At 62.7% G+C, this 24,590-nt stretch carries 16 protein-coding genes and 3 pseudogenes; 6 read left to right on the top strand and 13 right to left on the bottom strand.

Annotated features, from left to right (window positions below):
* Window positions 1-33 precede the first annotated feature (33 nt).
* The 4 genes from rtcA to JFV30_RS09235 form a co-directional block, all read right to left on the bottom strand.
* Window positions 34-1,059, bottom strand: a complete 1,026-nt coding sequence (gene rtcA / locus JFV30_RS09250) for an RNA 3'-terminal phosphate cyclase (RefSeq protein ID WP_201123215.1) — start codon at window positions 1,057-1,059, stop codon at window positions 34-36.
* A 35-nt stretch (window positions 1,060-1,094) separates the two neighbouring features.
* On the bottom strand, window positions 1,095-2,426 hold the full coding sequence (locus JFV30_RS09245) for a PBS lyase (protein WP_201123212.1): 1,332 nt from the start codon (window positions 2,424-2,426) through the stop codon (window positions 1,095-1,097).
* A 4-nt stretch (window positions 2,427-2,430) separates the two neighbouring features.
* Complete coding sequence (locus tag JFV30_RS09240) at window positions 2,431-3,657, bottom strand: RtcB family protein (protein ID WP_201123210.1); 1,227 nt, start codon at window positions 3,655-3,657, stop codon at window positions 2,431-2,433.
* A 338-nt stretch (window positions 3,658-3,995) separates the two neighbouring features.
* On the bottom strand, window positions 3,996-5,546 hold the full coding sequence (locus JFV30_RS09235; protein ID WP_201123208.1) for a vWA domain-containing protein: 1,551 nt from the start codon (window positions 5,544-5,546) through the stop codon (window positions 3,996-3,998).
* 204 nt (window positions 5,547-5,750) lie between these two features.
* Here JFV30_RS09235 and rtcR point away from each other — a divergent pair.
* Window positions 5,751-7,357, top strand: a pseudogene (gene rtcR / locus JFV30_RS09230) (RNA repair transcriptional activator RtcR).
* Between the two features lie 196 nt (window positions 7,358-7,553).
* Window positions 7,554-9,293 (top strand): dipeptidase, encoded by a 1,740-nt coding sequence (locus tag JFV30_RS09225; protein ID WP_169387984.1) that lies wholly within the window; start codon window positions 7,554-7,556, stop codon window positions 9,291-9,293.
* Between the two features lie 34 nt (window positions 9,294-9,327).
* On the opposite strand, the gene JFV30_RS09220 is transcribed toward JFV30_RS09225, so the two are convergent.
* From JFV30_RS09220 to JFV30_RS09195, 6 genes and pseudogenes are all read right to left on the bottom strand, one after another.
* Window positions 9,328-11,067 carry an ABC transporter ATP-binding protein gene (locus JFV30_RS09220; protein ID WP_201123206.1) on the bottom strand — a complete coding sequence of 580 codons (1,740 nt, stop codon included), beginning with the start codon at window positions 11,065-11,067 and terminating at the stop codon, window positions 9,328-9,330.
* The gene (locus JFV30_RS09215; protein WP_201123204.1) at window positions 11,061-12,854 is read right to left on the bottom strand and encodes an ABC transporter ATP-binding protein; all 1,794 of its coding nucleotides are present in this window, start codon (window positions 12,852-12,854) and stop codon (window positions 11,061-11,063) included. The genes JFV30_RS09220 and JFV30_RS09215 overlap by 7 nt, the downstream gene beginning before the upstream one ends.
* Window positions 12,855-12,945: 91 nt before the next feature.
* Window positions 12,946-13,902, bottom strand: a complete 957-nt coding sequence (locus tag JFV30_RS09210; protein WP_201123202.1) for a FecR domain-containing protein — start codon at window positions 13,900-13,902, stop codon at window positions 12,946-12,948.
* A 9-nt stretch (window positions 13,903-13,911) separates the two neighbouring features.
* Window positions 13,912-14,421, bottom strand: a complete 510-nt coding sequence (locus JFV30_RS09205) for a sigma-70 family RNA polymerase sigma factor (protein ID WP_010173563.1) — start codon at window positions 14,419-14,421, stop codon at window positions 13,912-13,914.
* Window positions 14,422-15,362: 941 nt separating this feature from the next.
* Window positions 15,363-16,854: pseudogene (locus JFV30_RS09200) on the bottom strand (aldehyde dehydrogenase family protein).
* 13 nt (window positions 16,855-16,867) lie between these two features.
* The gene (locus JFV30_RS09195; RefSeq protein WP_201123200.1) at window positions 16,868-17,257 is read right to left on the bottom strand and encodes a c-type cytochrome; all 390 of its coding nucleotides are present in this window, start codon (window positions 17,255-17,257) and stop codon (window positions 16,868-16,870) included.
* A gap of 226 nt (window positions 17,258-17,483) precedes the next feature.
* On the opposite strand from JFV30_RS09195, the gene JFV30_RS09190 reads away from it, so the two are divergent.
* The 3 genes and pseudogenes from JFV30_RS09190 to JFV30_RS33600 all read left to right on the top strand — a co-directional run bounded on the left by JFV30_RS09190 (window position 17,484) and on the right by JFV30_RS33600 (window position 21,001).
* Window positions 17,484-18,806 carry a hypothetical protein gene (locus JFV30_RS09190; protein ID WP_201123198.1) on the top strand — a complete coding sequence of 441 codons (1,323 nt, stop codon included), beginning with the start codon at window positions 17,484-17,486 and terminating at the stop codon, window positions 18,804-18,806.
* 53 nt (window positions 18,807-18,859) lie between these two features.
* Window positions 18,860-20,146: pseudogene (locus JFV30_RS33605) on the top strand (HAMP domain-containing protein); the annotation flags it as partial.
* 24 nt (window positions 20,147-20,170) lie between these two features.
* Window positions 20,171-21,001, top strand: coding sequence for a methyl-accepting chemotaxis protein (locus JFV30_RS33600; protein WP_442962339.1), 831 nt, complete (start codon window positions 20,171-20,173; stop codon window positions 20,999-21,001).
* A gap of 45 nt (window positions 21,002-21,046) precedes the next feature.
* On the opposite strand, the gene hpaC is transcribed toward JFV30_RS33600, so the two are convergent.
* Complete coding sequence (hpaC, locus tag JFV30_RS09180) at window positions 21,047-21,559, bottom strand: 4-hydroxyphenylacetate 3-monooxygenase, reductase component (RefSeq protein ID WP_201123194.1); 513 nt, start codon at window positions 21,557-21,559, stop codon at window positions 21,047-21,049.
* 219 nt (window positions 21,560-21,778) lie between these two features.
* On the opposite strand from hpaC, the gene JFV30_RS09175 reads away from it, so the two are divergent.
* Window positions 21,779-22,384 (top strand): response regulator transcription factor, encoded by a 606-nt coding sequence (locus JFV30_RS09175; RefSeq protein WP_010173591.1) that lies wholly within the window; start codon window positions 21,779-21,781, stop codon window positions 22,382-22,384.
* A gap of 260 nt (window positions 22,385-22,644) precedes the next feature.
* On the opposite strand, the gene feaR is transcribed toward JFV30_RS09175, so the two are convergent.
* Both feaR and JFV30_RS09165 read right to left on the bottom strand, forming a co-directional pair.
* Window positions 22,645-23,565: a transcriptional regulator FeaR gene (gene feaR, locus JFV30_RS09170; RefSeq protein WP_169387973.1), complete on the bottom strand. Its 921-nt coding sequence runs from the start codon at window positions 23,563-23,565 to the stop codon at window positions 22,645-22,647.
* 60 nt (window positions 23,566-23,625) lie between these two features.
* A complete protein-coding gene (locus JFV30_RS09165; RefSeq protein ID WP_201123192.1) occupies window positions 23,626-24,576 on the bottom strand; it encodes a PDR/VanB family oxidoreductase in 951 nt (316 codons plus the stop codon).
* Window positions 24,577-24,590 lie beyond the last annotated feature (14 nt).

Here is a 24,590-nt window from a genome sequence, read left to right as displayed (position 1 = left end):
CTCAGCGCTTAGAGAGCGGTCCCGTTGGCCGGGCTACAGCGCCCGGCATTCAATCCTCAGCAATTGAGGGCCGTGCTCGTGGCATTCAATAACCACCGGCAAAAACCGCTGGATCACCGCCATGTTGCTCTGCAAGTGCTCGGTCATCCGCAGCGTGGTGAAACTGCCGCCGCCGGCAAGCGCCATCGGCAGCAATAGCTGGTCGGCCAGATGCTCGGCAACGACCGCTTCACTGGCAAGCCACTCGAGCGCCTGCTCGATAGCCTGGTCGGCTACCGCCGCTGCTCGCAATCGCGCCTGGCCAAAGGCACTGAACACTTCGGTGACGTGCGCATGAGCATATTCCAACAACAGGACATTGCCCGGCCCGTGCTCCGGATCAAGATTCACCGCGCGCAACTGCTCCGGGCTGATGGACAACCGCTGACGAACACGTTCCAGCTCGCGCTCGGCGACGTGAACGGGCAGCCCGGCACTCAACGCGGTGGCACAGGCGCCCTTCAATTCACCCCGCTCAGTGAGGTGCAATGGCATCAAGGCGCCTGGATGTATAAATGCCACAAGCTCGCCACCGCCAGCCGGTACAAAGCCATGACGCACCAGCGTCAGCTCGACCCGGGCGCCCATCCGCCGCAGTTGCGGCAACCAGGCACGCTCAAGGAAATCCACCGGAGGCGCCATCGGGTTGTGGGTGCCGCCGCAAATGCTGACACGGCTGGGCTGCAGAGCCAGCAGCAATGCCGGCAGCAACGTCTGCAATACCAGGGTGCAACTGCCGGCCGTGCCGATCGAGAACGTATAGTCCCCACCCTGGATCCGCCCCGGCTCGAACAGCAACGCCTGGGAACCCAGTTCAGCACCTTCGACCCGCGCGCCACATAACTCGGCGGCGGCCAGCACTGCCGTCAAGTGCTGACGCAACAGCCCTGGCCGACTGCGCCTGGCGCGAATATTTTTAATCCGCAGCGTACGCCCGGTCACCATCGACAGGCTCAGGCCGCTGCGCAACACTTGGCCGCCGCCCATGGCGCCGTCCAACTCGATCACATCCTGGTTCATATCCATTCCTTATGCGTAGTGCTCCAACGTTTCTTTCAGTGCAGCCGCCTTGAAGTCCCAGGAGGCAGCAACTCACCGCCCTCTAATTGCTGGACCTGCATCAACAAGGCATCGCGTACTGCCTTGGGCGTTTGCGGATCGACCAGGGTGTATTGCTCATCACACCAGGCGCCCACCCTCTCCAGCCAGTAGGCCGAATCACTCGACGACCGCGCAAAACGCTCCAGCAAGTACTCAAGCTGCCTCCATAGCGGCTTGAGCCCTAACAGTGCTCGCCGACGATCGTCCGGCAACGCATGCCACTGACTATCCAGGAGCGCCTCCACCGCGCCATCGATAACCGCCCACGACTGCTGGCTCAGGAGCGCCACTGCACATCTGAAGACCTTCGCCGAGGAGTCGTCGAGGGCCCGGAGTTGCAACGCCAGGCCGCGATCACCCAGCGCTTCAAGCACCAGCTGCCGAACATGCGGCGATGGCGACATGAAAGCCGGCACTATCATCTCGTCAACCGAGACCTCGTTCAGGTCCTTGACCAGCCCGATCAGTCCCAGCCATTCGCGACGAGTCTGCGCAGGTTCTGCACTCAGCCGCGCCAACAGCACTTCACGACAATCCAGCTGCCAGCGATGGGCTGCCCATCTTGCCAGCGAGCGCATAGCCGGCGACGCCTCCAGCAGTGCATTGCGCAGGTATTCGCGCGGGTCCTGGAGCAACGTCAGCAACCTGCGCAGCACCATGACCCGTACGCTGGCGGCAGAGTCGCTCATCGCCTTTTCGAGCAAAGGCAACGCCTGAGCTGCCGGCAAACCAGCACTGGCATCAACGCCCCGCTGGCGAACCGACACATCGGCATGCTCCAGCGCCAACTCCACCAACTCCTGTGAGCCATCCTGCAGCAGCTCAAAGAGAAACCGTGCCGTCTTGCCACGACTGCCAACAAATGCGGCTTGCGCAGCCGGCCGCACCTGCTGCGCCACCAACAAACGGCGCACCTTGGACAATGTCAGGTCGTGGTCAGCACGGCCCTTTCCTGCCAACGCCAGCACCGCGCCCAATACCTGCAACCACAACTCGGCACGCGCCTCTACAAGGAAGCGTTCAACCCCCAGCACCGCTTGCTCGCGAACCTGCGGCACCCAATCATTCAGGCGCTCCAGCAGTGCCTCCAGGGCTTGCTGCGAGGCGTGCCCAGCCAGCGCGCGAACCGCTATTTCCCGGACATACCCATTACCGAACCTGCTAAGGGTGAGCCAGGCTTCATTTACGTCCTGGGTGGCCAGAACTTCCCGCACATACCTCTGAGCGTCATCAGCACGCTTGAGATCCAGCGCCCGATAACGCTCCAACGCCTGCATGCTGTTCATTGTCTTACCCTTTTACGCATACCACCTGACGCAACGTGTGCAGCACTTCCACCAGCTCGCGCTGGGCGTGCATCACTTGGTCGATGTCCTTGTAGGCCATCGGAATCTCATCGATTACCGCGGCGTCCTTGCGGCATTCCACGTGGGCCGTTGCGCGCACCTGATCGGCCACTGTGAAGGTGTTTTTAGCCTTGGTGCGGCTCATGGTCCGGCCAGCACCATGGCTGCAGGAGCAGAACGACTCTTCGTTACCCAGCCCGCGCACGATGAAGCTTTTTGCGCCCATCGAGCCCGGAATAATCCCCAACTCACCCTTCTTGGCCGACACCGCACCCTTGCGGGTAACCAGAATGTCTTCGCCGAAATGCCGCTCTTTTTGCACGTAGTTGTGATGGCAGTTCACCGCCTCCAGCGCTACTTCAAACGGTTTGTGGATCACCTTGCGTGTCGCCTGAACCACCGCCTGCATCATCAGCTCACGGTTCTGCCGGGCGAAGTCCTGGGCCCAGCCGACTGCTTCAACATAGTCATCGAAGTGCTCACTGCCCTCTTCGAAATACGCCAGGTCCCGATCCGGCAAGTTGGCGATGTGCTGACGCATGTCCTCTTGAGCCAACTGGATAAACAGGTTGCCGATGGCATTGCCGACGCCACGGGAACCGCTGTGCAACATGAACCAGACCCGGTCGGCTTCATCCAGGCAGACTTCGACAAAGTGATTGCCCGACCCCAGCGTCCCCAGGTGTTGGCGGTTGTTGGTTTTCAGCAGCTTCGGGTACTTGTCGGTGATCGTCTTGAACCGTGGATGCAATGCCGCCCAGGCAACATCGGCCTGCTGCGGAATACTGTCCCAGGCACCCTTGTCACGCCCGTTGCGGCCGCTGGTGCGACCATGGGGCACCGCCGCTTCAATCGCGCAGCGCAGGCCATGGAGGTTATCCGGCAGGTCAGCGGCAGTCAGCGAGGTGCGCGCGGCAATCATGCCGCAGCCGATATCCACGCCAACGGCGGCCGGGATAATCGCGCCCACGGTGGGTATCACGCTGCCAATGGTGGAGCCCTTGCCCAGATGCACATCCGGCATCACCGCAAGGTGCTTGAAAATGAACGGCATCTTCGCCGTGTTCATCAATTGCTGGCGAGCTTCCGGCTCCACCGGCACTCCTTGGGTCCAGAGTTTGATGGGCTTGCCGTTGGCAACTTCCAGCAGTTGAAAAGTAGGTGCTTGCATGTTCTCGACTCGTTTCCATTCGCCGCACTCAGGCGGCGTAGTCCTTGAATAAATGGGCCAGGCCCGTAGGCAGTGACAAGGGATCACGGATACGCTGCTCTACCAACTGAGCTACCCGTTGCCGGGGCAGGAATCGAACCTGCGACACGAAGGAGTACCCGTGGCATTCACTGCCAAAATCGTAAAAAGGTGGCACGACAAAAAGTGTGACTGAGCGCCGGAACATACCGGCTTACCAGAGATGTACAGCCACAGGCATTCGTGCCGTCACGGATGCTGACAAGGGTTGACGAGACGTCTTTTGATGTAGTCCCGTCGGCATTCAGCGCCAGTGAAAATCAAACTTCCATTGCTTCAATCGCCCGTACCCAATGTTGCGCACCGTAGCGCCCTTCGGCGAACTGTGCGATCACATCAAATACCGCATCACTGAAGCCTCCTACATTCAAAATGTCCTGGCGGTCCGCCGCCTGCGTCGTCGCGCCCGGCTGCATATCGATACACACCAACCGCGCTTGCGGGTTGATCTGTTTGATCAGCTCCCATTGGCGCATGGTTTCGGTACCGCGCTGGCGCCTTGCGTCAATCCACGACTCGTTGTCGGACACCAGTATCACCGTGTCCACTTTCATTTTGGCGCCGGCTATCTTGGCCAGCGGCGCCGAACAGTTGGTCCCGCCTCCGCCGATGGCTGCCAGTTTCTTCGCATTGCTCATCACACTGTCACGCGGGTTGAGCCGGATATCCACCACATGATTTTCAAACGGCATCAAGCGTGCGTCCGGCTGCTTGCGCAAGATCGCGGCGCCAATCAAGGCCGCCACATCGATGCAACGTACAGCGCTCGTGGCGCCCTCGCGGTAACCGGTCACCGGGCTGTGCATCGAGCCCGACACATCAGGGCAAACCACTACCGAACCCTGCAGCACCGGCACGTTGGCCAGGGACAACTCAAGAGCATCCTGCAAGGCCTCCCGCACACGCGCCGGTACGTCATGTCCCGCCATCCGATACGCCGCCAGCAGCTGGTACGGGTACACCCGCGCCTTGGCGATCGCCTCTGCATCAGCCAATCGCGCTGCCACGTGCCATGCAAACCCTGGCACCTCGAATGCGCCCTGGCGGGCAAAGGTGTTGAGGTTCATGCGCAGCGCCTGCCAGCCCATGTTATCGGCCTGGGCAGCCCACTGTTCCTTGCTGAGCTTCTCGTTTCCAAGCAACTGAAACGGTACCGCCGGTACTTCGGTGCTTGAACCGCTACGAAAGGCGAGCAAAGCCCGGGTCAACTCCGGCAAGGCCTGTACATCCACTGGCCGCCCGATCAACCAGGCGAAGAACGCTTCACGCCATGGTTCAGTGGGCTTGGGGTGAACCATTTTCACCACATCCGCCAACGACGGTTGATTCCCCACCGAGGCTTGCAACAACTGACGCTCCGTCGCGGTGTTCAACCAGTTCTGTACCAGGCGCTTGGGCTGCGAACCCAGGGATTTGCGTCCGGTCACTCCGCTGCGCAGGATTTGCACGAAGTTGCGCAACATCTTGCCGCTGTCCACCACCTGCTCGAACACCTGCGGCACCATCACCGAACGCTGGGCCACCAATGCAGCCAACAGCAACGCCGGCATGTCTTTCATGTGGCCCTGGCGGCGGGCATAACACGCAACCTTGGCGACATAACGGCTGTCCAGCTCGCCGGCCAGTTGCAACACGCTGTCCAGCTGGCTTTCAGCTGAGGCGTGGAAGGTCTGGTTCAAGCAACCGGTGACTGCCAACTGGGCCAGTTTGTGCTTGGCGCTGTAGGCATAAGCCGGTACCTGTGTAGCGTTCAAGGTGTCGCATGCAGGCAGTTTCGCCTGCTGGGTGTTGAAGACTTGGGAGTTGGCCATCGTGGCGTCTCGCTCTGTTGTGTATTTCGTTACGAGAGTTATTGCAGCTGCCATGCCAGTTTTATTTTTTGAACGTGAAAATTTTTTATCTATTTGTTTTATATAGTTATTTTTAATTCTGGTCATTTCACCGCTCAGCAGCGGTGACATTCGCATCACAAATTACTTATCCTTAGATATCGTCATATATATTTTGGTATCACCATGAGTCAAAAACGCACGGTTGCCATCGGTTTTATCGGCTCAACCCTCGACCGGGTCGGCAAAGGTGTCAACCGCTGGAACCATTGGCGTCCCAGCGTGGGCCTCTGCCAGCAGCAAGAGGTACTGATTAATCGCCTCGAACTGATTCACGGCATCGATGCCCGCGACGTCAGCCTGGCTCAGCGAGTCCGCGACGACATCCAGCAGGTATCGCCGGAAACCGAGGTGCGGCTGCACCCGATGCACCTGAAGAACCCCTGGGATTTCGAGGAGGTGTACGGCGCGCTGCACGATTTCACCGCCGCTTACCGCTTCGATACCGACCACGAGGACTACCTGGTCCACATCACGACCGGCACCCACGTCGCGCAAATCTGCTGGTTCCTGCTGACGGAAGCACGCTACCTGCCCGCCCGGTTGATCCAGACCTCCCCGGCTCGCCGTCGCAACGAAGAAGAGCGCGCCACCGGTACCCATGCCCTGATCGACCTCGACCTGTCACGCTACGACCGCATCGCATCGCGCTTCGCCCACAAGCGCCTGGAAAGCCTGGCCTTCCTCAAATCCGGAATCGCCACCCGCAACCCGGCCTTCAACCGCTCCATCGAACAAATCGAACGTGTGGCCGTACGCTCCAAGGCGCCGATGCTGCTGATCGGCCCCACCGGTGCCGGCAAGTCATTCCTCGCGCGGCGCATCTACGAACTCAAGCGCAGCCGGCATCAAGTCCAGGGGCGCTTTGTCGAAGTGAACTGCGCCACCTTGCGCGGCGATGGCGCGATGTCGGCGCTGTTCGGCCATATCAAAGGTGCCTTCACCGGCGCCCAGAACGCTCGCGATGGCTTGCTGCGCGCGGCGGATGGCGGCATGTTGTTCCTGGATGAGATCGGCGAACTGGGGCTCGACGAACAGGCGATGCTGCTCAAGGCCGTCGAAGAAAAACGCTTCTTCCCCTCGGCGGAGACCAGGAAGTCACCAGCGACTTCCTGATCATCGCCGGCACCCACCGCGACCTGCGCGGCCGCGTCGCCGAAGGGCTGTTCCGCGAAGACCTGTATGCCCGGATCAACCTCTGGACCTTCGACCTGCCGGGCCTGGCCGGGCGCCGCGAAGACATCGAGCCCAACATCGACTTCGAACTGGAGCGCCACGCCCGCGAACAAGGCCAGGTGGTGCGCTTCAACCTGGAAGCACGCCGGCGTTACCTCGCCTTTGCCTGCTCCAGCGAAGCGGCGTGGCTGGGCAACTTTCGCGAACTGTCGGCGTCCATCACGCGCATGGCCACCCTGGCGGACAGCGGGCGCATCGACGAAAGCCAGACCCAGGAAGAAATCGATCGACTGCGCTACGCCTGGGGCCTGGAGTCGCCGCAAAACGATTGGCTGTCACGCCTGGGCGTCGATACCGAACTGGACCTGTTCGACCAGTTGCAACTCAACGCCGTGATCGAAATCTGCCGCCAGTCCGACAGTATTTCCGATGCGGGAAGGCGCCTGTTCGGCGTCTCCCGACAAGCCAAGGCGCAACCGAACGATGCCGACCGCTTGCGCAAATACCTGGCGCGGTTTTCGATTGACTGGAAGCAGTTGGTGGAGTTGAAGGGCTGATGGACTGGCGAATAGCCATTAAGCGAAAGACGGCGGCTTAGAGATCCCGCAGATTCGCCGCCTCTTCGTTTGCGTAGGAAGATTCCAACAGCGGGGGCTCCCCTACCCCAGCCTCCCGATGGTAGTGTGTGAAATTGTTTCTGACCTTTCGATCAGACATTTCTCACTCACTCCCTGCAAAGGAATGCCCTCAGCAATGGACTTTTCCCTCAAGCAACTGGCCGTAGCCACCCTGATGGCCGCCAGTCTTTCGGTGTTTACCACCCAGGCTCAAGCCAACCTCACGCCACAACAGAACGCGATCATCCTGAAGACCTTCAGCGATGCTTCGGTCAAGGATTTCCGGCAGTTCCTCGCCAGCCTGGCCAAGAGCGATGTGGCCAAGAGCGACAACCTCGGCCCGGCCATCAGTGCCTTCCTCGACAACAAGAACCTGACCGCCGACCAGCAGAACGAAATCCATCGCCTGCTGGGCCTCTATGCGCGGGTGAAGTACGGCGCCGCCGCCACCGAAACCCTACGCGAGCTGGTGGAGATTCCGACCTTCCAGGTGGCCGGCGTAGCCCAGCATGACAACCCCGAGTTCACCAAGATCGCCGCCAAGATCAAAAGCCTGGCCGAGTCGTTCAACCTGAACTTCCGCAACATCGACAACCGTGTCTACGAGATTTCCCTGGAAGGCAGCGGCGATGAAGTCGTCGGCATCCACGCCCACGCCGATGTGGTGCCGGTAACCCCGGAAAACTGGGTACTGAAAGATGGCACCAAGCTTGATCCGTTCAAGGTCACGCTGATCGGCGACCGCATGTATGGCCGTGGCACCGAGGATGACAAGAACGGCATCGTGGTGGCGATGTACGCGATGAAGGTGATCAAGGAAGAGAAGCTGCCGCTGGCACGCAATTTCAAGCTGTTGGTGGACACCACCGAGGAAACCTCCGGCGACGCGATCCCGTACTATTTCGAACATAACCCAACGCCTAACTACAACCTGGCGCTGGATGGCGGCTACCCGGTGGTGATCGCCGAGAAAGGCTACGGCACGGTCATGGCCAAGTTCCCCAAGCGCAAGGCTGAAGGCAAAGGCGCAGAAATCATCTCGATGACCGGCGGCAAGGCCACCAATCAGATTCCTTCGGCCTCGGTGGTGACATTGCTCACTGACAAGCCCGCCGAACTGGCCGCCAGCCTGCAAAAGGCCGGCAGCGAGTACGCCAAGCGCAATGGCGGCGACTTCGAAGTGGCGGCCAAGGTGGTCGGCAAAGACGTTCAGTTGACCGTCACCGGTGTGTCCGCCCACTCCTCCGAGCCGGAGTCCGGGGTGAACCCGGTGGCCAGGGTGCTCGACTTCCTCAACAGCCTCGACGGCAAGGTGGCGCTCAAGCACAACCAGTTCACCGACGCCGCGCATTATGCCGCCAATAACTGGGGCCTGGATTACCTGGGCGGCAAGCTGGGCGTCGGTTTCTCCGATGCGTTCATGGGGCCGCTGACCACGTCGTTGACCTATGTGGGCGAGGATGACAACACCTTCAAACTGGCCGTCAACCTGCGAGTACCGAAGGGTAAGTCGCCGGAAGCGCTCAAGGCTGAAATCGCCGACAAGCTGGCCGCCTGGACCCAGAAGAACCACGTGGCCGTGAGCTTCGACTACTCCATCGCCGAACCGATGTACCGCAACCCTGAAGGCGAGTGGGTCAAGGCGCTGCTGGCGGTGGCCAGCGAAAACCTGGGGATGGAGCACAAGTACGGCACATCGGCCGGCGCGACCTCGGTGCACGAGCTACCGAATGGCGTGCAGTTTGGCCTAGCGCGGCCGGAGGTCAAGTACACCGGCCATACCGACAACGAGTTCAAGACCGTCGACCAGTTCCTGCTGGACCTGCAGATCGTCACTGAAATGATGGGCCGCATCGGGCAACTGCCGAAGCTCTGACCCACCCATCGGACCCGCCGTCCTGGCGGGTCCACTAGGCAATACGCCAGCCCTTCGACGCTCGCCGCTGCGCGAGGAACCGGGCATAGCGCCCCTGTCGCGCCGTCAACTGTTCAGGCGTGCCCTGCTCTACCACCCGCCCTTCATCCAGCACCACAATCTGGTCAGCCATCACCACCGTCGACAACTGATGCGCAATCACGATCAACGTGCACGTGCCGCGCAAGCGTGCCAGGGTCTCGGCGATCACCGCCTGGTTCTCGGCGTCCAGTGCCGCCGTGGCTTCGTCCACCAGCAGGATCGGCGCGCCCTTGATCAACGCACGGGCGATCGCGATACGCTGGCGCTCGCCGCCGGACAGGCGCGCCCCGCCCTCGCCGACACGGGTGGAAAGCCCCATGGGCAGGCGCTCGATAATCGACTGCACACCAGCCTGCCGCGCGGCCTCCAGCACTTGCGCATCGCTGGCGTCGGGCTTGCCGAGGCGAATGTTGTCGGCGACGCTGCCCTCGAACAGGTACGTATCCTGGAAAATCTGGCTGATCTGCGCGTTGAGTTGTTCGCCGGACATCTGCCGCACGTCAACGCCCCCCACACATACTTGCCCTTGGCTGACTTCGAAAAACCGCGCGACCAGCCGCAGCAGCGCGGTCTTGCCGGAACCCGAAGCGCCCACCAGCGCGGTCATGCTGCCAGGCTCTATCCGCAGGTTTACCCCGCGCAGCACGTCCCGAGGACCGCCCGGGTGGCGGAAGCTGACGTCGAACAATTCCACCGAGGCGTCCCGTGGAGAGTGCGGCGCGCCCGGCTCCTGCAGGGGTGATGCGGCCAGGATCTCCCGTACCGCCTCAAGCTGCACCCCGGCGCTGCGCAGGGTCTCGCCATAGCCGGCCACCTCCAGCAGCGGGTCAATGAAGCGGCTGACCAGCAACAGCGACACCATCACCGCAATCACCGAGCCCACGTGCAAGGCGTTCCCCAGGTAGGCGTCAAGCCACAACGCGGCAGTGATCAACAAGGCCGCAAACACCCCTTGCACCAGCCACATATTCAGCAGCACCGACGTCGCGGACAGCAGGATCAGGCGCGCCCCGGTTGCATGTTGCCGCTCAATCGCCCGTTGCAGGAACACCGCCCTGCCGCTGCCACTGAATGCGCGCAACACCGACTGCGACTGGGCGAATTCCAGCATGCGCTGGCTGGTCTGCGCCGAGCTGCGCTGGAACGCCCGGTCGGCACGCCGGCCCAGCCGCGCGCTGAACCAAAACGCTGCGCCGAGAATCGGCAGCGCCAACACCGCGATCAGCCCCAGCTTCCAGTGCAGCACACACAGCGCCAGCACCAGCACCAACGGCGTCACCACGCCGCTGAGCACCAGGGTAAACACATGGGCGGGAAGCTGGGCCACGGCCATCATGCCTTGGGTCACCACCTGGTTGAGCCGCGCCGTGTTATCGGGGGTAAACCAGCCGACAGGCAAGCCGGCCACGTGGTCGCCGATGCGCTGACGCCCGCCTTGCAGCACCGCTACGCCGACCGCCACGCCGGCCTTCTCGACTTCCCGGCGGGTGGCCCAACACGTGACCACCGCGGCGAGGAACACCACCAGCCACAACGCGGCCTCGGCAAGGTCACCGTTGAGCATATCGGTCAGCACCGGCACCAGCGCGGCGAGGGTCAGCCCGCACAGCACGCCGTAGAACACCACCTTACCAACGTAACGACGGAATACCGGGCCCTCGTCGCCCAGCAGTTCGATAAAGGTTTTCAGCATGTCGGCAGCGCCTGTTCCCGGGTCTGTTTGTAACCGCCCGACGCCCACAGGCGCGCGTAGCGGCCCTCCTGCGCGATCAGTCGAGGGTGGGTACCCTGTTCAACGATGCGGCCGTTTTCCAGCACGATGATGTGGTCGGCGTGCATCACGGTATCGAGGCGATGGGCGATCACCAGCAGCGTACGGCCCTGGGCAAAGCGCGACAGCGCCTCCTGGATCGCGACCTCGTTCCCCGCATCGGCGGCGGCCGTGGGTTCATCCAGCACCAGCACCGGCGGCGCCAGCAATACGGCGCGGGCGATGCTGATGCGCTGCTGCTCGCCACCGGACAGTTGCGCGTCCTCGCCGATCACCGAGGCGTAGCCCCGGGGCAAACCGATGATGCACTCATGAATATTCGCCGCCCGCGCGGCGGCCTCGATTTCCTTCTGGCTGGCGCTGGGCCGGCCGAGGGCGATGTTCTCGGCCACGCTGGCGTGGACCAGCCGCACCTCTTGCAGCACAAAACCGATCAGGCTGTAGAGCTGCGAGGCCTCTACCTGCCGCAGGTCGACGCCCCCCAGGGTGATACGCCCTTCGGTCGGGTCGAAAAAGCGCAGCAACAGGCGCGCCAGGGTCGACTTGCCCGAACCCGAGGCCCCGACAATGGCCGTCACCGTGCCGGGCTTGAGGGTAAAGCTGATGCCGGAAAGTACCGGGTTCTGTGGGTGGTAGGCATAGCCGAGGTTTTCGACACGCACCTCGGCGTCCTTGGGCAGCCGCTCGGAACCCGGTTCCACCTGCGCCAGTACCGGCGTTGCCAGCAGTGCCTGCACACGCTGGGCAGCACCGGCGGCGCTGTCCAGATCGTGAGCGATGTAACTCAGCAGCATCAGCGGCGCGCAGATGCCCGGCGCAACCAGGGCAAACGGCAGGACCTCCACGGCGCTGATCCAGCCAAGGCTGACAAACAGCATGCCGAACGTCAGCACCACCGCGAGCACCGTCACCGGGGCGATCATCGCGTTGGCGTTGGCCATCGTTCCTACCAGCGGCCGGGTGAACGCAACAAAGGCCTCGCTGAAATCATCCACTGCCTCCCGGTAACCCGCATGGGCCTTGCCGGTGGCGCCGAAAGCCTTGACTACGGGAATGCCGTTGACGAACTCGACCACCGCGTTATTGACCCGGGTCATGCGCTTGACAAAGGCCTGCATGTTGCTGCCGCTGGCGTTCATCGCCTGGGCAAAAAACAGGAAAAACCCCGGAAATGGCAGCAGCGAGACCAGCGCCATGCGCCAGTCCACCGTGAACAGATAGACCGTCGACAGCAGCACGGCCCCGGCGCAACGGCCCACGGTGGTGTAGAAATGCGCCGTGAGGCTGTGCAGGATGCCGATATCGTCCTGCATCGCCTGCTTGACCTCGCCAGACGCCCGCTCGGTGAACCAGCCCAGCGGCACCTGGCTCAGTCGCTGGGCGATCGCCAGCCGCAGGTGGCGAGTGAGGTGATTGTCGGCCAGGTGCGCAATGGTCTCGGCAAGCGTCAGCAGCAGCATGCCCGTGAACAGGCTCGCCAGGCTGACGCCGATCGTCAACCACACCTCACTCGAGGTCTGGGCCATCGACGGCCCGCCGAGGGCGATCCTCGCGATATGCACAATGCCGCCCAGCGGCACCAGCGTCAGCATGCTGCCCACACCGGCCAGCAGCGCTGCAACGACCAATCGCCCGCGTACCGGCCTCAACACCTGCGAGACCGCGCCCCGCCCCCCGGGTTTGGCCGCAGCCCTGTCCTTGTTACTCATGAAGTCTCCCTGACTGAATGAGCCTGTGCTCGCCCTTACCTTGTCTTCCGAACGAGCGGCCAAAACCCTCAATCGAACAGGCAAAAAATATTCAGGCAGGGGCGCTGACGGTCACCCAGTAGCGCGTCCGCCGCACCACGCGTATCGGCAACGCGGCGGCGAGGTTGTCCAGCGCCAGGTCGGTATTGTCCAGGTGCAACACCCCGCTGACCCGCAGCATTGCCACCTCCGGCGCGCAACGCAGTACACCGGGACGATAGCGTGCCAGCTCGGCGACCAGCTCATCGAGGCGCGTAGCGTCGGCCACCAGCAGGCCCTTGACCCAGGCGACGTTGCGGTCAGTCACCTGCGTGACGGGTTGTACCTGGTCCCTGGAGATCGTCGTGCCCTGGCCGGCCTCCACCCGCACACCGGCGCCGTGCGCGGGCTGGACGTGCACGGCGCCTTCCAGCACCGCCACCTGGCAGCTGTCATCGCATTGGCGCACGCTGAAACGTGTGCCCAGGGCCTGAAGCACGCCCTGGCGCGTCTGTACCCGAAACGGCCGGGGTGACGGCGCGGTAGTGATGAACACCTCGCCGGCCCGCAGCAGCACCAGGCGCTGATGGTCGTCGAACTGCACGTCAATCGCCGAGGCGGACGCCAGCACCACGCGGGTGCCGTCGGGCAATGCGACTTCGCGAACTTCGCCAGTGGCCGTGCTATGGCCGGCGCTTGCCAGTTGCCAGGCGTCGGTGCGGCGCACGCCGTAGGTAAGGCCACCCGCCGCGACCAGCAGGCCGAGCAACCGCAGGGTGCTCCGACGATTGAGGGCGTCAGGGGCGTCGGGTTCGGCCAGGCTGTGTTTGGCTACCGAGGCGGGCACGCTGTGAAGTTTTTGCTCGAAGCCCAGCAGGCGCGTCCAGGCCAGTTCGTGATGGGGGTGTTCGGCACGCCAGCTCAGGCAGTTGGCGTGGTCCGCCTCACTCGCGTCGTCGGCCCAGAGGCGCGCCATCCAGGCGGTGGCGCGTTCGATGATATCCGGGGAGATGGGCGGCTCGGTCGACATCGCGGCGGGTCAGCCGTGCAGGGTCTGGTAGCAGGCCATCAGGCCGGCGGCGATGTATTTTTCCACCGACGAGACGGACACCTGTAACTCGGCGGCGATCTCGCGGTAGCTCAGGCCGTCGAGCTTGCACAGCAACAGCGCCTGGCGCGCCTTGGGTGGCAGGCTGTGCAGGGCGGCGTCGATTTCGATCAGGGCCTCGATGGCCAGGGCTCGGGTTTCTTCGTCCGGTGCCGAGGGTTCGGGCAAGAGGGCCAGGGCTTGCAGGTAGGCGGATTCGATCTGGCGGCGGCGGTAGAGATCGATGACCAGGCCGTTGGCGATCTGAGTGAGATGCCGCCGGGACTCGCCGGTGGGCGGCAGTTGGCCCTTGCGCATGAGTTGCAGGTAGACGTCGTGGGCCAGGTCGGCGGCGTCGAACGCGTTGCCCAGCTTGCGTCGCAATACGGTACGTAGCCAGCCGTTGTGGTCGACGTATAGAGTTTCAACCTGGCGTTGAAAGGCGAACTGTCCGATGTTCACAAACCTCTCCTTTTACCCAATGGTCCCGGGAGTGCTGGGGCATTGGGTTGTTGGTAACAGTTTGCAAGACTATCGGCTCTGGGGCGTGGGTGCAATGCGGGGGTTGGGGGGCTGGGGTGTACATATCCGTTATTTTTGTAACGGTTGGTATGGGTTCCGCTCTTACAGCGGGTCACTTTTGAAAAGCCCAAAAGTAACCAAAAGGCTCTTGCCCCACCACTCGGCACCTCGCTAATGCTCGGTGTGCCCTCACTCCGGCATTACTCCGCGGGCCGCCGCGACGGGGCGTCCCTGCCCCGTCGCGGCTAAACCGGCGTCCTGCCGGTTTACCCGCTCCGTACTACCTGCGTTCGGCCAGCGTGGTTTAACGGGGCGCCTAAGATCAAGATCAAAAGCAGATCAACAGCACAGCGGCCTACAGGCCGGCTTGAGTGGTGTGAAGCAAAGGCAACATCAAGATCAAAATCTACAGCGGGCACGGTCAAATGTGGGGGCTGGCTTGCCTGCGATGCAGACAACTCGGTACATCAGACACACCGAGGTGATGCCATCGCAGGCAAGCCAGCTCCCACAGAAAAGCAGAGCTGCATCAGTTTCAGATTTGGCTTTGGCTTTTGATCTGGCTTCTACCACTCAAGCCGGCCTGTAGGCCGCTGTGCTGTAGATTTTGATCTTGATCTGACTGCCCCATTCAGCCCGAGGCCGAACGCAGGTGGTGCGGAGCGGGTAAACCGGCAGGACGCCGGTTTAGCCGCGCTGGGCCAAGGATGGCCCATCGCGGCGGCCCGCGGAGCATCGCCGGAGTGAGGGAACACCGAGCCTTAGCGAGGTGCCGACAGGCGGGGCAGAGCCCTTTGCTTACTTTGGGGCTTTTCCAAAGTGAGTCGCTGTAAGAGCGAAACCATAAGCGGCCGTTACCGCAGCAACGGATATACACCCGATCAATGCGCAATACACACCGACTTCAACTCGGTATAAGCCTCAATCACCGCCCGCCCAAACTCCCTCCCCATCCCCGACTGCTTCACCCCGCCAAACGGCATCGCCGGGTCCAGCAGCACATGCGCATTCACCCAAACCGTCCCCGCCTCGATCCGCGGCACTAAGGTTCATCGCCTTACCCAGATCATTGGTCCAAAGGCTCGCCGCCAACCCGTAACGATTGTCGTTGGCCAAAGCAATCACCGCATCCTCATCATCAAACGCCATCACCCCCAACACCGGCCCAAACACCTCCTCCCGGGCCACCGCCATCCCATGATCGATATCCGCCAAAATCGTCGGCCGCACATAAAACCCCTCACCCACGACCTCATCCCCACCGATCACCACGCGCGCCCCTTCAGCCCGAGCCTGCTCGATATGGCGCAGTACACCCTGCTGCTGCTTACGTGACACCAACGGATTAATCGCCGCCTCACCGTCCATCCCGGCCCCCAACGGCATCGCCGACACCGCCGCCGCCAACCCCTCGACAAACCGGTCATACACCGAACGATGCACATAGAAGCGCGAAGCCGCCGCACACACCTGCCCGTTGTTCAGCAACCCACCCAGGATCGCCCCCTGGATCGCCTTATCAATGTCCGCATCCGCCAACACGATCATCGGATTCTTGCCCCCCAATTCCAGGGCAAACCGCGTCATGTTTTCCATGCACGCCACACCCACGCTCTTGCCCACCGCAGTCGAGCCGGTAAACGACACCTTGCTCACCAGCGGATGCGCCGTCAGCACCCCACCCACCGACGCACCGCCACCGGTGACCACGTTGAACACCCCCGCCGGAATCCCCGCCTCCAACGCCAGCTCCGCCAGACGCATCGCCGTCAACGGTGTCTCCATCGCCGGCTTGATGATCACCGTGCACCCGGTGGCCAGGGCCGGCATCAGTTTCCAGGCCGCAATCAGCAGCGGGAAATTCCACGGCACGATACCCACCACCACGCCCACCGGCTCGCGCTTGGTAAACGCAGTGAACCTGGCCCCCGGCGGCAACGGGATCGACACGTCAAAGGTCTGCCCTTCGATCTTGGTGGCCCAACCCGACATGTAGCGCATGAACTCCACGGTGGCGTTCAAGTCCAGCCCCCGCGCCAGGTTGATCGACTTGCCCTGGCTCAAGGTTTCCAGCTGCGCCAGCTCTTCGGCATGGGCCTCTACCAACGCGGTGAAGTTGAGCAGGATCCGCTCGCGGTCAGCCGGGCGCAAACCCGACCACACACGGGATTTGAACGCCGCATGGGATGACTGCACCGCCTGCTCCACCACGTGCAGCGGCGCGTCCAGGGTTTCGCACAGGGTTTGCCCGGTGGCCGGGTTGACCACCTTGATGTGCTCGCCTTCGGCAAACACCCACTGGCCATCGATAAAGCAGCCATGACGACGGTCGAGGAATGCAGCCACCTGCGGCAGGATTTCAACGTTGCTCATGATTCACCTGTATTCACTGTTGTTCTTTGAGAAAGCAGGCGACCGCTTGGCGATCGTCGGCCGAAGCCAGGCCCATGTAGGGCATGTAGGTGCCGGGCACAAACGCCTGGGGTTGGGTGATGAATTGCGCGATGGTCTCGGCTTGCCACTCGACGTTTTTGTCACGCATCGCCTGGGAATAGCTGAAGCCTGCCAGGGAGCCGGATTTGCGCCCGTACACGCCGGCCAGGTTCGGCCCCATCATCGTCGCGCCGCCCTGGGTGACCGCGTGGCACACGCTGCATTCGTTGGCGAACACCTGGGCCCCACGGCTCTGGTCAGGGGCGCATTCGGCGGCGAAGGCGTTGTGGGCGAGGACCAGCGACAACACGCCGGCCAGGGACAATCTGTGTGCAGTGAACATAGAAAAGCGACCTTGGAAACCATCGAAGTTGCCGACGATTGTCAGGGCTCAAGGTCGCTCGGGTTTTGCCCTGCGTGCCAGTTGTGTTGGCGGGGCTGCCAAACCATGGATTCTGGCAAGCACAGTCAAGTCTTTGGCAACCAGACAAAAGGCACGTCACTTCGCCAGCATTAGTATCGCGGCAGACCCCAACCCTGTGGTCATGAACAAGAATGGATGCCACACCATGCTCAAGTCCCCCTTGCTTCGTCTCTCGACCCTCGCGCTGATGATCGGCGCCAACCAGGCCGGCGCTTATGAGTTGTACGCCGATGACAGCAGTCACCTGAACGCCACCCTGGAGGCGGTATTCGGTGCCTTCCACAGCCAGCAGAACTACGCCCCCTCCGGCCGCCTGGCCAAAGGTTCCTCGTCCTGGCGCGAGGGCTACGTCAAGTACGGCCTGAGCTTCGACAAGAGCTTCAGCGGCGCCGGCACCACCTACGGCGCGGCCAACCTGCTGAGCTCCGGCACCTGGGGCGACGGCGACGCTGCCGGCTTCAGCGACGGTTCGGAGCGCACCACCCAATTCGAAGACGCCTACCTCGGCTGGCGCTCGGGCAAGCTGTTTGACGCCCTGGGCGAGAATGGCGTGGACCTGTCCTTCGGCCGCCAGAACATCGTGGTCGGCGACGGCTTCCTGATCGACGGCGACGCCTTGAACTTCGGCAAGGGCGTGGCCGATGGCGATCTCAATCGCGGCGGCGGTTACTACATCGCTGCCCGCAAAGCCTTCGACGAGACCGCCGTGTTGCGCCTCGGCGGCAAGGAAGGCTGGCGCAGCGACCTGATGTGGCTCAAGTCCGATAATCGCGCCCAGGCCAAGACCGAAATGTACGTCGCCACCCTCGAACACGTGGCCACCGAAGGCACCGTGGGGCTGACCTACATCGACACCACCGATGTCGACAAGCAGTACGCCTCCCCCACCCAGCTGGAGCGTGACGGCATGAAGACCTACAGCCTGCGGGCCACGGGCAATGCCGGGGTGACCAACCTGTTCCTGTCCGGCGAGTACGCCTGGCAGGACAAACCTCACACCGGCAACGAAGACGCCTGGTACCTGGAAGCCGGCTGGACCTTTGCCGACGTGACCTGGACGCCGTATGTGAGCTACCGCTACAGCCGTTTCTCGGAAGGTTTCGACCCGCTGTTCTACGGATTCAGCCGTGGTTATGGCACCTGGTTCCAGGGTGAAGTGGCGGGCAACTACGCCGGGCCGTTCAACAACAATTCACGCATCCAGAACGTCACGTTCAAGGTCTCGCCCCTGGAAAACCTCAGCGTCGGCGCGGTGCTGTTCGACTTCAAGACCATCGACCGCAACCTCGGCAACAACGACGGCCACGAGCTGGACCTGTATGCCGAATGGCACGTCAACGAACACCTGACGGTGATGCCGCTGATTGGCCTGTACCAGCCGGACAAGAGCGCCGACCAGGGCGGCACGCAGCTGGGCAACCACGATAAAAACCTCTACAGCCAAGTGGTGTTCGCCACTAACTTCTAAGCCCGGCCGGGGCGGTGGCGCCGCCATCGCCCCGCCTGGCCAAGGCCTTCGCCATGCACAAGAAATTCCTCACGATCCAGAGCAAGATCGCCCTGCTCGCCGGCCTCTGCCTGTTGTTGGTAGTCGGCCTGCTGATGAGCCTGTCGCTGTACCAGACACACCAGAGCAGCCAGCACGTGGCCCAGGCCAGCAGCGAGATGCTCGCCGCGGCCGCCAGGGAACACATGCAGGCCCTGGGGCAAGTGCAGGCCATGCAGGTGCAACGCACCTTCATGCAAACCCACGAATACGGCCAGGGCTTGTCGCGCTATGTGCGGTACCTGCGGCAACTGCAACAGCAAGGCAAGCTGACCCGCCCGCAACTGCGCCAGGAGCTGAATACCCAACTGCACCAGGCCCTGATCGACAAGCCCGACCTGCTCGGGATTTATGTCATTTTTGAAGCCAATGCCCTGGACGGCGACGATGCACAGTTCATCGACCAGGCGGCCGTGGGCAGTAACGAAGCCGGGCGTTTCGCCCAGTACTGGGTGCAGGCCACACCGGGCGAGCTGACGGCGGTGGTCGGCGACGAAGCGCTGTTGGCCAATACCTCTCCCGGCCCCAGCGGCGCGCCGTACAACGCCTTCTACACCTGCGCCCGCGACACCGCCAAAGCCTGTGTGCTGGAGCCGTATTTCGACGAGGCGTCCGGCAGCCGCAAGCTGGTGACCAGCATTGCGTTCCCGCTGATGGAACACGGCAAGGTGATTGCGGTGGTCGGGCTGGACATCAACCTGGCGGCCTTGCAGCAGGCCAGCCAAACCAGCGCCGGGCAACTGTTCGACGGCCACGGGCAAGTCAGCATCGTCAGCCCCAAGGGGGTTATTTCCGCCTACAGCGAGGATGCCAGCCACCTGGGGCAGCCAATCAGCACCGTGATGCCGGACGGTGCCCAAATACTCGACGCGCTGCGCCAAGGGCAGCCACACACCTTTATCGATCAACAACAGATCAAACTGCTTGAGCCACTGGCACCGATCGCCGGTGCTGCGCCGTGGGGCGTGCTGGTGGGCGTGCCGCAGTCGGTGCTGTTGGCACCGGTCACCGCGCTGCAACAGCAACTGGATGCCCAAGGGGTGAAAAGCACCGCCCTGGAACTGCTGCTGGGCGGCGGCTCGGCCCTGCTCGGCTTGTTGTTGATCTGGTACGCGGCCTTGCGCATTACCCGCCCGCTGCAAACCCTGACCCGGGTGATGGAAGATATTTCCCGGGGCGAAGGCGACCTGACGCGGCGGCTGGAGGTGCAGTCCCGGGATGAGATCGGCCAACTCGCCAGTGCGTTCAACCGCTTTGTCGAACGTATCCACCAGTCGATCCGCGAAGTGTCGTCGGCAGGGCTTGGGGTCAACCAGGTGGTCAAGCGCGTGTTGTTAGCGTCGAACTCCTCGCTGAACAACTTCGACGAACAGGCCACCCGCACCAACAGCGTCGCGGCGGCGATCAATGAGCTGGGCGCCGCCGCCCAGGAAATCGCCCGCAATGCTTCCGACGCCTCGCAACAAGCCTCCGGCGCCCGACACCAGGCCGAGGACGGGCGCCAGGTGGTGGAGCGCACGATTGCGGTGATGAATGAACTGTCGGGCAAGATCAGTGCCTCGTGCGTGCATATCGATGCGCTGAATCACAAGACGGTGAACATCGGGCAGATCCTCGAAGTGATCAAGGGCATCTCCCAACAGACCAACCTGCTGGCGCTGAACGCCGCCATTGAAGCCGCCCGGGCCGGTGAAGCCGGACGCGGGTTTGCGGTGGTGGCCGATGAGGTGCGCAGCCTGGCCTATCGCACCCAGGAATCGGCGCTGGAGATTCAGCAGATGATCGAAGAGCTGCAAGTAGGCGCCCGGGAATCCGTCAGCACCATGACCGAGAGCCAACAGCACAGCGAGGAAAGCGTCAGCATTGCCAACCTGGCGGGCACGCGGCTGGCCAGTGTGACGTTGCGCATTGGCGAGATTGATAACGTCAACCAGTCGGTGGCGGCGGCGACCGAGGAGCAGACGTCGGTGGTGGAAGCGTTGAATGTGGACATTACCGAAATCAATATGCTGAACCAGGCCGGGGTGGAAAACCTGCAGTCGACGCTGCAGGCCTGTACCGAGCTTGAGCGTGAGGCGCAACGATTGAATCAACTGGTGGGCAGCTTCCGCATCTGACCCTGATCGTTCCCACGCTCCGCGTGGGAACGATCGAGTTGTCCTTCAGCAATGGGCGCCAGCATATTCAATCCGGTGAAACAGCCGATTGAAGTACACCAGGCTGTCGCCCTGCCCCCGCACCCCGACCCGCGACAACTCCACGAACATCACCGAATGCGAGCCCACTTCCTTGCATTCACTGATCCGCCCTTCCAGTTGCACCAGCGCATCCCGCAGCACCGGCACGCCTGCCTCGCCGCCGTCCCACAGGTCCCAGGCAAACCGTTCCGCCATGGGCACCTGGGTCATCCCGGCAAAATGCCGCGCCAGCTCTTCCTGCTCGCCGCACAGCACGTTCACGCACAACTGCCCATTGGTGCGGAACACATCATGGGTCGCGCTGCCTCGGTTCACGCACACCAGCACCGTGGGCGGCGAATCCGTCACCGAACACACGGCACTCGCCGTGATCCCGCAACGCCCGCCCGGGCCGTTGGTGGTGATGATGTTCACCGCGGCCGGCAGTTGCGCCATGGCGTTGCGAAAGTCGATTTGCTGCTGGCTCAGGTCGGCCATGTCGGTGCCCCTTTACGGTCCGTGGGTGATGCAACCAGACTAAGCCGCCCCGTGGGGTGCGGCCATTCAGACGATCCCCATGCCGACTAGGTGGTTTCTTTATCGTCAGGGCCGTTCACACTGGGTATTCTGCCTGCAAGGCTCCTTGGATGAGCCAATGTCCGCCGCTGCGTGCCTGCGTGCGAAAACAATAATTAGAAATTCTCGTGGCAGTCCCTGATGGAAAATCGCACACCGATCGTTTACATCGTTGATGACGACAAAGACCTGCGTACCTCACTGGCCTGGCTGCTGGAGTCAGTCAGCGTAAAGGCGCAATGCTTCGCCGGGGCCGAAGAGTTCCTCGAACACTACGACCCGCGCCAACCCGCATGCCTGGTGCTGGATGTGCGCATGCCGCAGACCAGCGGCTTCCAGTTGCAGGAGATCCTCAACCGGCGCGGGAGCACCCTGCCGACTATCTTCGTGTCGGCCCACGGCGACATCCCGATGTCGGTCACCGCGATGAAAAACGGCGCGCTGGACTTCGTCGAGAAGCCCTATAACCCGCAACAGATGATCGACCGCATCCAGGCCGCGCTGAAGACCGCCGTACAGGCCCAGGCCGACCAGGAACAGCGCGAGCACCTGCAAGGCAAGCTGGCGTTGCTGACGAGCCGGGAGCGGGAAGTGTTGATGCTGGTGGTGGATGGCAAGGCGAGCAAAGTGATTGCCCGCGAGCTGAACATCAGCGTGAAGACCGTTGACGTGCACCGCACCAAGATCAAGGAAAAGATGGGCGTGACCAGCATTGCCATGCTGGTCCGCGAGGTGTTGTATCCGTAGCGCGCGATGATTGAATGTGGGAGCTGTCGAGCCTTGGCGAGGCTGCGAAGGGATCGCTGCGGTGAGCCTGGGGTATCGAGTGGCCTGCATCGCAGGCAAGCCAGCTCCCACAGTTGACCTCATTCCAATGTGGGAGCTGTCGAGCTTTAGCGAGGCTGCGATGGGATCGCGGCGGTGTGCCTGTCAGACCGAGTGGCCTGCATCGCGGGCAAGCCCGGCTCCCACAGGAAAATGCATTCCAGGTCCGGGAGCGGCACGCATCAATGATGGCTATAGCGCTTGCGGTACTCCCCCGGCGACACGCCGAAGCGCGACTTGAACGCCGATGAGAAGTAGCTGGAATCGGAGAAGCCCCAGGCATAACACAGCGCCGAGAGCTTCTGCTCCGCCGGCGAATGGCGCAGGGTTTCGGCGCAGAAATCCAGGCGCCGGTGCTTGATGTATTGCGCCACCACCAGCCCGCGCTTGGAGAACATCCGGTACAACCCGCGCACCGACACCCCGACTTCCCGGGCGATCAGCTCGGGGCAGAGTTCTTCGGCACCGATGTGCGCGTCGATGTAGGCGATGGTTTTGCGAAACTGCCGTTCCTGGGTGTCCACGCCGTTGTCCCGGGCGCTGATCCCCGGCAGCAACAGGCTCACCAGCGCGTCCAGCACCGCTTCGCTTTCCTGCATGCCCAGGTCGTTTTGCTGGCGGGCGTCGAGCACCATCTGGCGGGCCATTACCGCCAACGGCGTGTGGGCCGAGATCCGCGTCGCGCAGTTGACGGCGTTGAAGTGCGAACCACGCTCCACCACCTGGCGCGGCAGGATCAGCGACAGTTGCCGGGCGTTGTCGTGGTAGGTCATGTCGCTGGGGCGGCAGGCGTCGATCAGGGCGATGTCGCCACAGCCCAGTTGCGCCCGGTTGTCGCCCTGCTCCAGTTGCGCGCTGCCCTGCAACTGGAACACCGCGTAGTAGTGCCCCTCGTTGCCGGTGCTGACTTCCTTGCTGCTGCGATACAGGTGCACATGGGCCATGTCGACCACACTGAGCTTGATCGCGCCGCTGCGGAACTCGCTCAATTCGCCATAGAAGTCCGTGCCCAGGGCACGGGCATCGAAGCGTCCACAGGCCTGATTGACCTGATGTAACCAACGCTCGAACGATTCGTTACGTTGCACCGTTGAACTCATCATGACCGCAAGGCCTCACGTTTTTTATTTTTTTGGTCCAAGCAATCTTACTGGCACTGCCGATCAAATATCCAATACCAGACGAGCGGAAACCGCCCGCGAAACACACGCGCAAATCTGCCGGTTGGCGGCCTTTTCCTTGGTCGACAGGCAGTGGTCACGATGCTCGGGCACGCCCTCCAGCACCTCGACAATGCAGGTGCCGCAGATGCCTTCGCGGCACTCGGTGTCGATGTCGCAACCGTGGGCCTGCAACACGTCCACCAGGCTGGTATTTGGCGGAATCTTCAGCACCACGCCGGAGCTGGCCAGCTGTACTTCAAAACCACCACTGGGCCCGGCGTTCGCCGCCGGGTCGGCCTGGAAGTGCTCCAGGTGAATCGCCTCCCCGGGACGGCTGCGCGCGGCGACTTCCACCACCTTGTTCATGAACGGCGCCGGGCCGCAGGTGTAGACGTGGGCCGCATCACCGGCCTGTTCCAGACAGCCGCTCAAGGCCGCATCCAGTGCGCCCGGTTCGACGCCATAGTGAAACTGCACATGCTCGCCGAACGTATCGGCCAGCAGTTGGGTAAACGCCGCGTACTGCGCCGAACGTGCAAAATAGTGCAGGCGCCACGGCTGGCCACTGTCGGCCAGTCGATAGGCCATGCTCAACAGCGGCGTCACCCCGATACCGGCGGCAAACAGCGCATGGGCCGGCGCTTCGGGGTCGAGGCGGAACAGGTTGCGCGGCGCGCCCATCTCCAGCTCCATGCCCTCTTGCACCTGCTCGTGCAGGGCCAGGGAGCCGCCCCGGGATTGCGCTTCCTTCTTCACTGCCACCAGGTACGCGCGGCCATCGTGGGGCGGGCTGCACAGGGAATATTGGCGGGTGACGCCGGTGGGCCCGGTGAGGTCCACATGAGCCCCCGGTTCATAACTGTCGAGGGGCTGGCCGTCACTGCGCACGAGGCGAAAGGAACGGATATCCAGCGCTTCGTCGACGATGCGTTCGATCTTCACCTTCATCATTGCAGCACCTGAAT

Source organism: Pseudomonas sp. TH32 (assembly GCF_016650855.1).
Classification (GTDB): Bacteria; Pseudomonadota; Gammaproteobacteria; order Pseudomonadales; family Pseudomonadaceae; genus Aquipseudomonas.
The sequence above is the reverse complement of the archived record's forward strand: the minus strand, read 5'-3'. Positions and strand labels throughout refer to the sequence as shown.

What these genes read in the sequence shown, in the direction of transcription:
- JFV30_RS09165 (WP_201123192.1), bottom strand. Translation starts at nt 24,576, where the DNA reads ATGATGAAGGTGAAGATCGAACGCATCGTCGACGAAGCGCTGGATATC.
- JFV30_RS09220 (WP_201123206.1), bottom strand. Translation starts at nt 11,067, where the DNA reads ATGCTGAAAACCTTTATCGAACTGCTGGGCGACGAGGGCCCGGTATTC.
- rtcA (WP_201123215.1), bottom strand. Translation starts at nt 1,059, where the DNA reads ATGAACCAGGATGTGATCGAGTTGGACGGCGCCATGGGCGGCGGCCAA.
- hpaC (WP_201123194.1), bottom strand. Translation starts at nt 21,559, where the DNA reads ATGGCCGACCTGAGCCAGCAGCAAATCGACTTTCGCAACGCCATGGCG.
- JFV30_RS09175 (WP_010173591.1), top strand. Translation starts at nt 21,779, where the DNA reads ATGGAAAATCGCACACCGATCGTTTACATCGTTGATGACGACAAAGAC.
- JFV30_RS09245 (WP_201123212.1), bottom strand. Translation starts at nt 2,426, where the DNA reads ATGAACAGCATGCAGGCGTTGGAGCGTTATCGGGCGCTGGATCTCAAG.
- JFV30_RS09195 (WP_201123200.1), bottom strand. Translation starts at nt 17,257, where the DNA reads ATGTTCACTGCACACAGATTGTCCCTGGCCGGCGTGTTGTCGCTGGTC.
- feaR (WP_169387973.1), bottom strand. Translation starts at nt 23,565, where the DNA reads ATGATGAGTTCAACGGTGCAACGTAACGAATCGTTCGAGCGTTGGTTA.
- JFV30_RS09235 (WP_201123208.1), bottom strand. Translation starts at nt 5,546, where the DNA reads ATGGCCAACTCCCAAGTCTTCAACACCCAGCAGGCGAAACTGCCTGCA.
- JFV30_RS09215 (WP_201123204.1), bottom strand. Translation starts at nt 12,854, where the DNA reads ATGAGTAACAAGGACAGGGCTGCGGCCAAACCCGGGGGGCGGGGCGCG.
- JFV30_RS09210 (WP_201123202.1), bottom strand. Translation starts at nt 13,902, where the DNA reads ATGTCGACCGAGCCGCCCATCTCCCCGGATATCATCGAACGCGCCACC.
- JFV30_RS09190 (WP_201123198.1), top strand. Translation starts at nt 17,484, where the DNA reads ATGCTCAAGTCCCCCTTGCTTCGTCTCTCGACCCTCGCGCTGATGATC.
- JFV30_RS09225 (WP_169387984.1), top strand. Translation starts at nt 7,554, where the DNA reads ATGGACTTTTCCCTCAAGCAACTGGCCGTAGCCACCCTGATGGCCGCC.
- JFV30_RS09240 (WP_201123210.1), bottom strand. Translation starts at nt 3,657, where the DNA reads ATGCAAGCACCTACTTTTCAACTGCTGGAAGTTGCCAACGGCAAGCCC.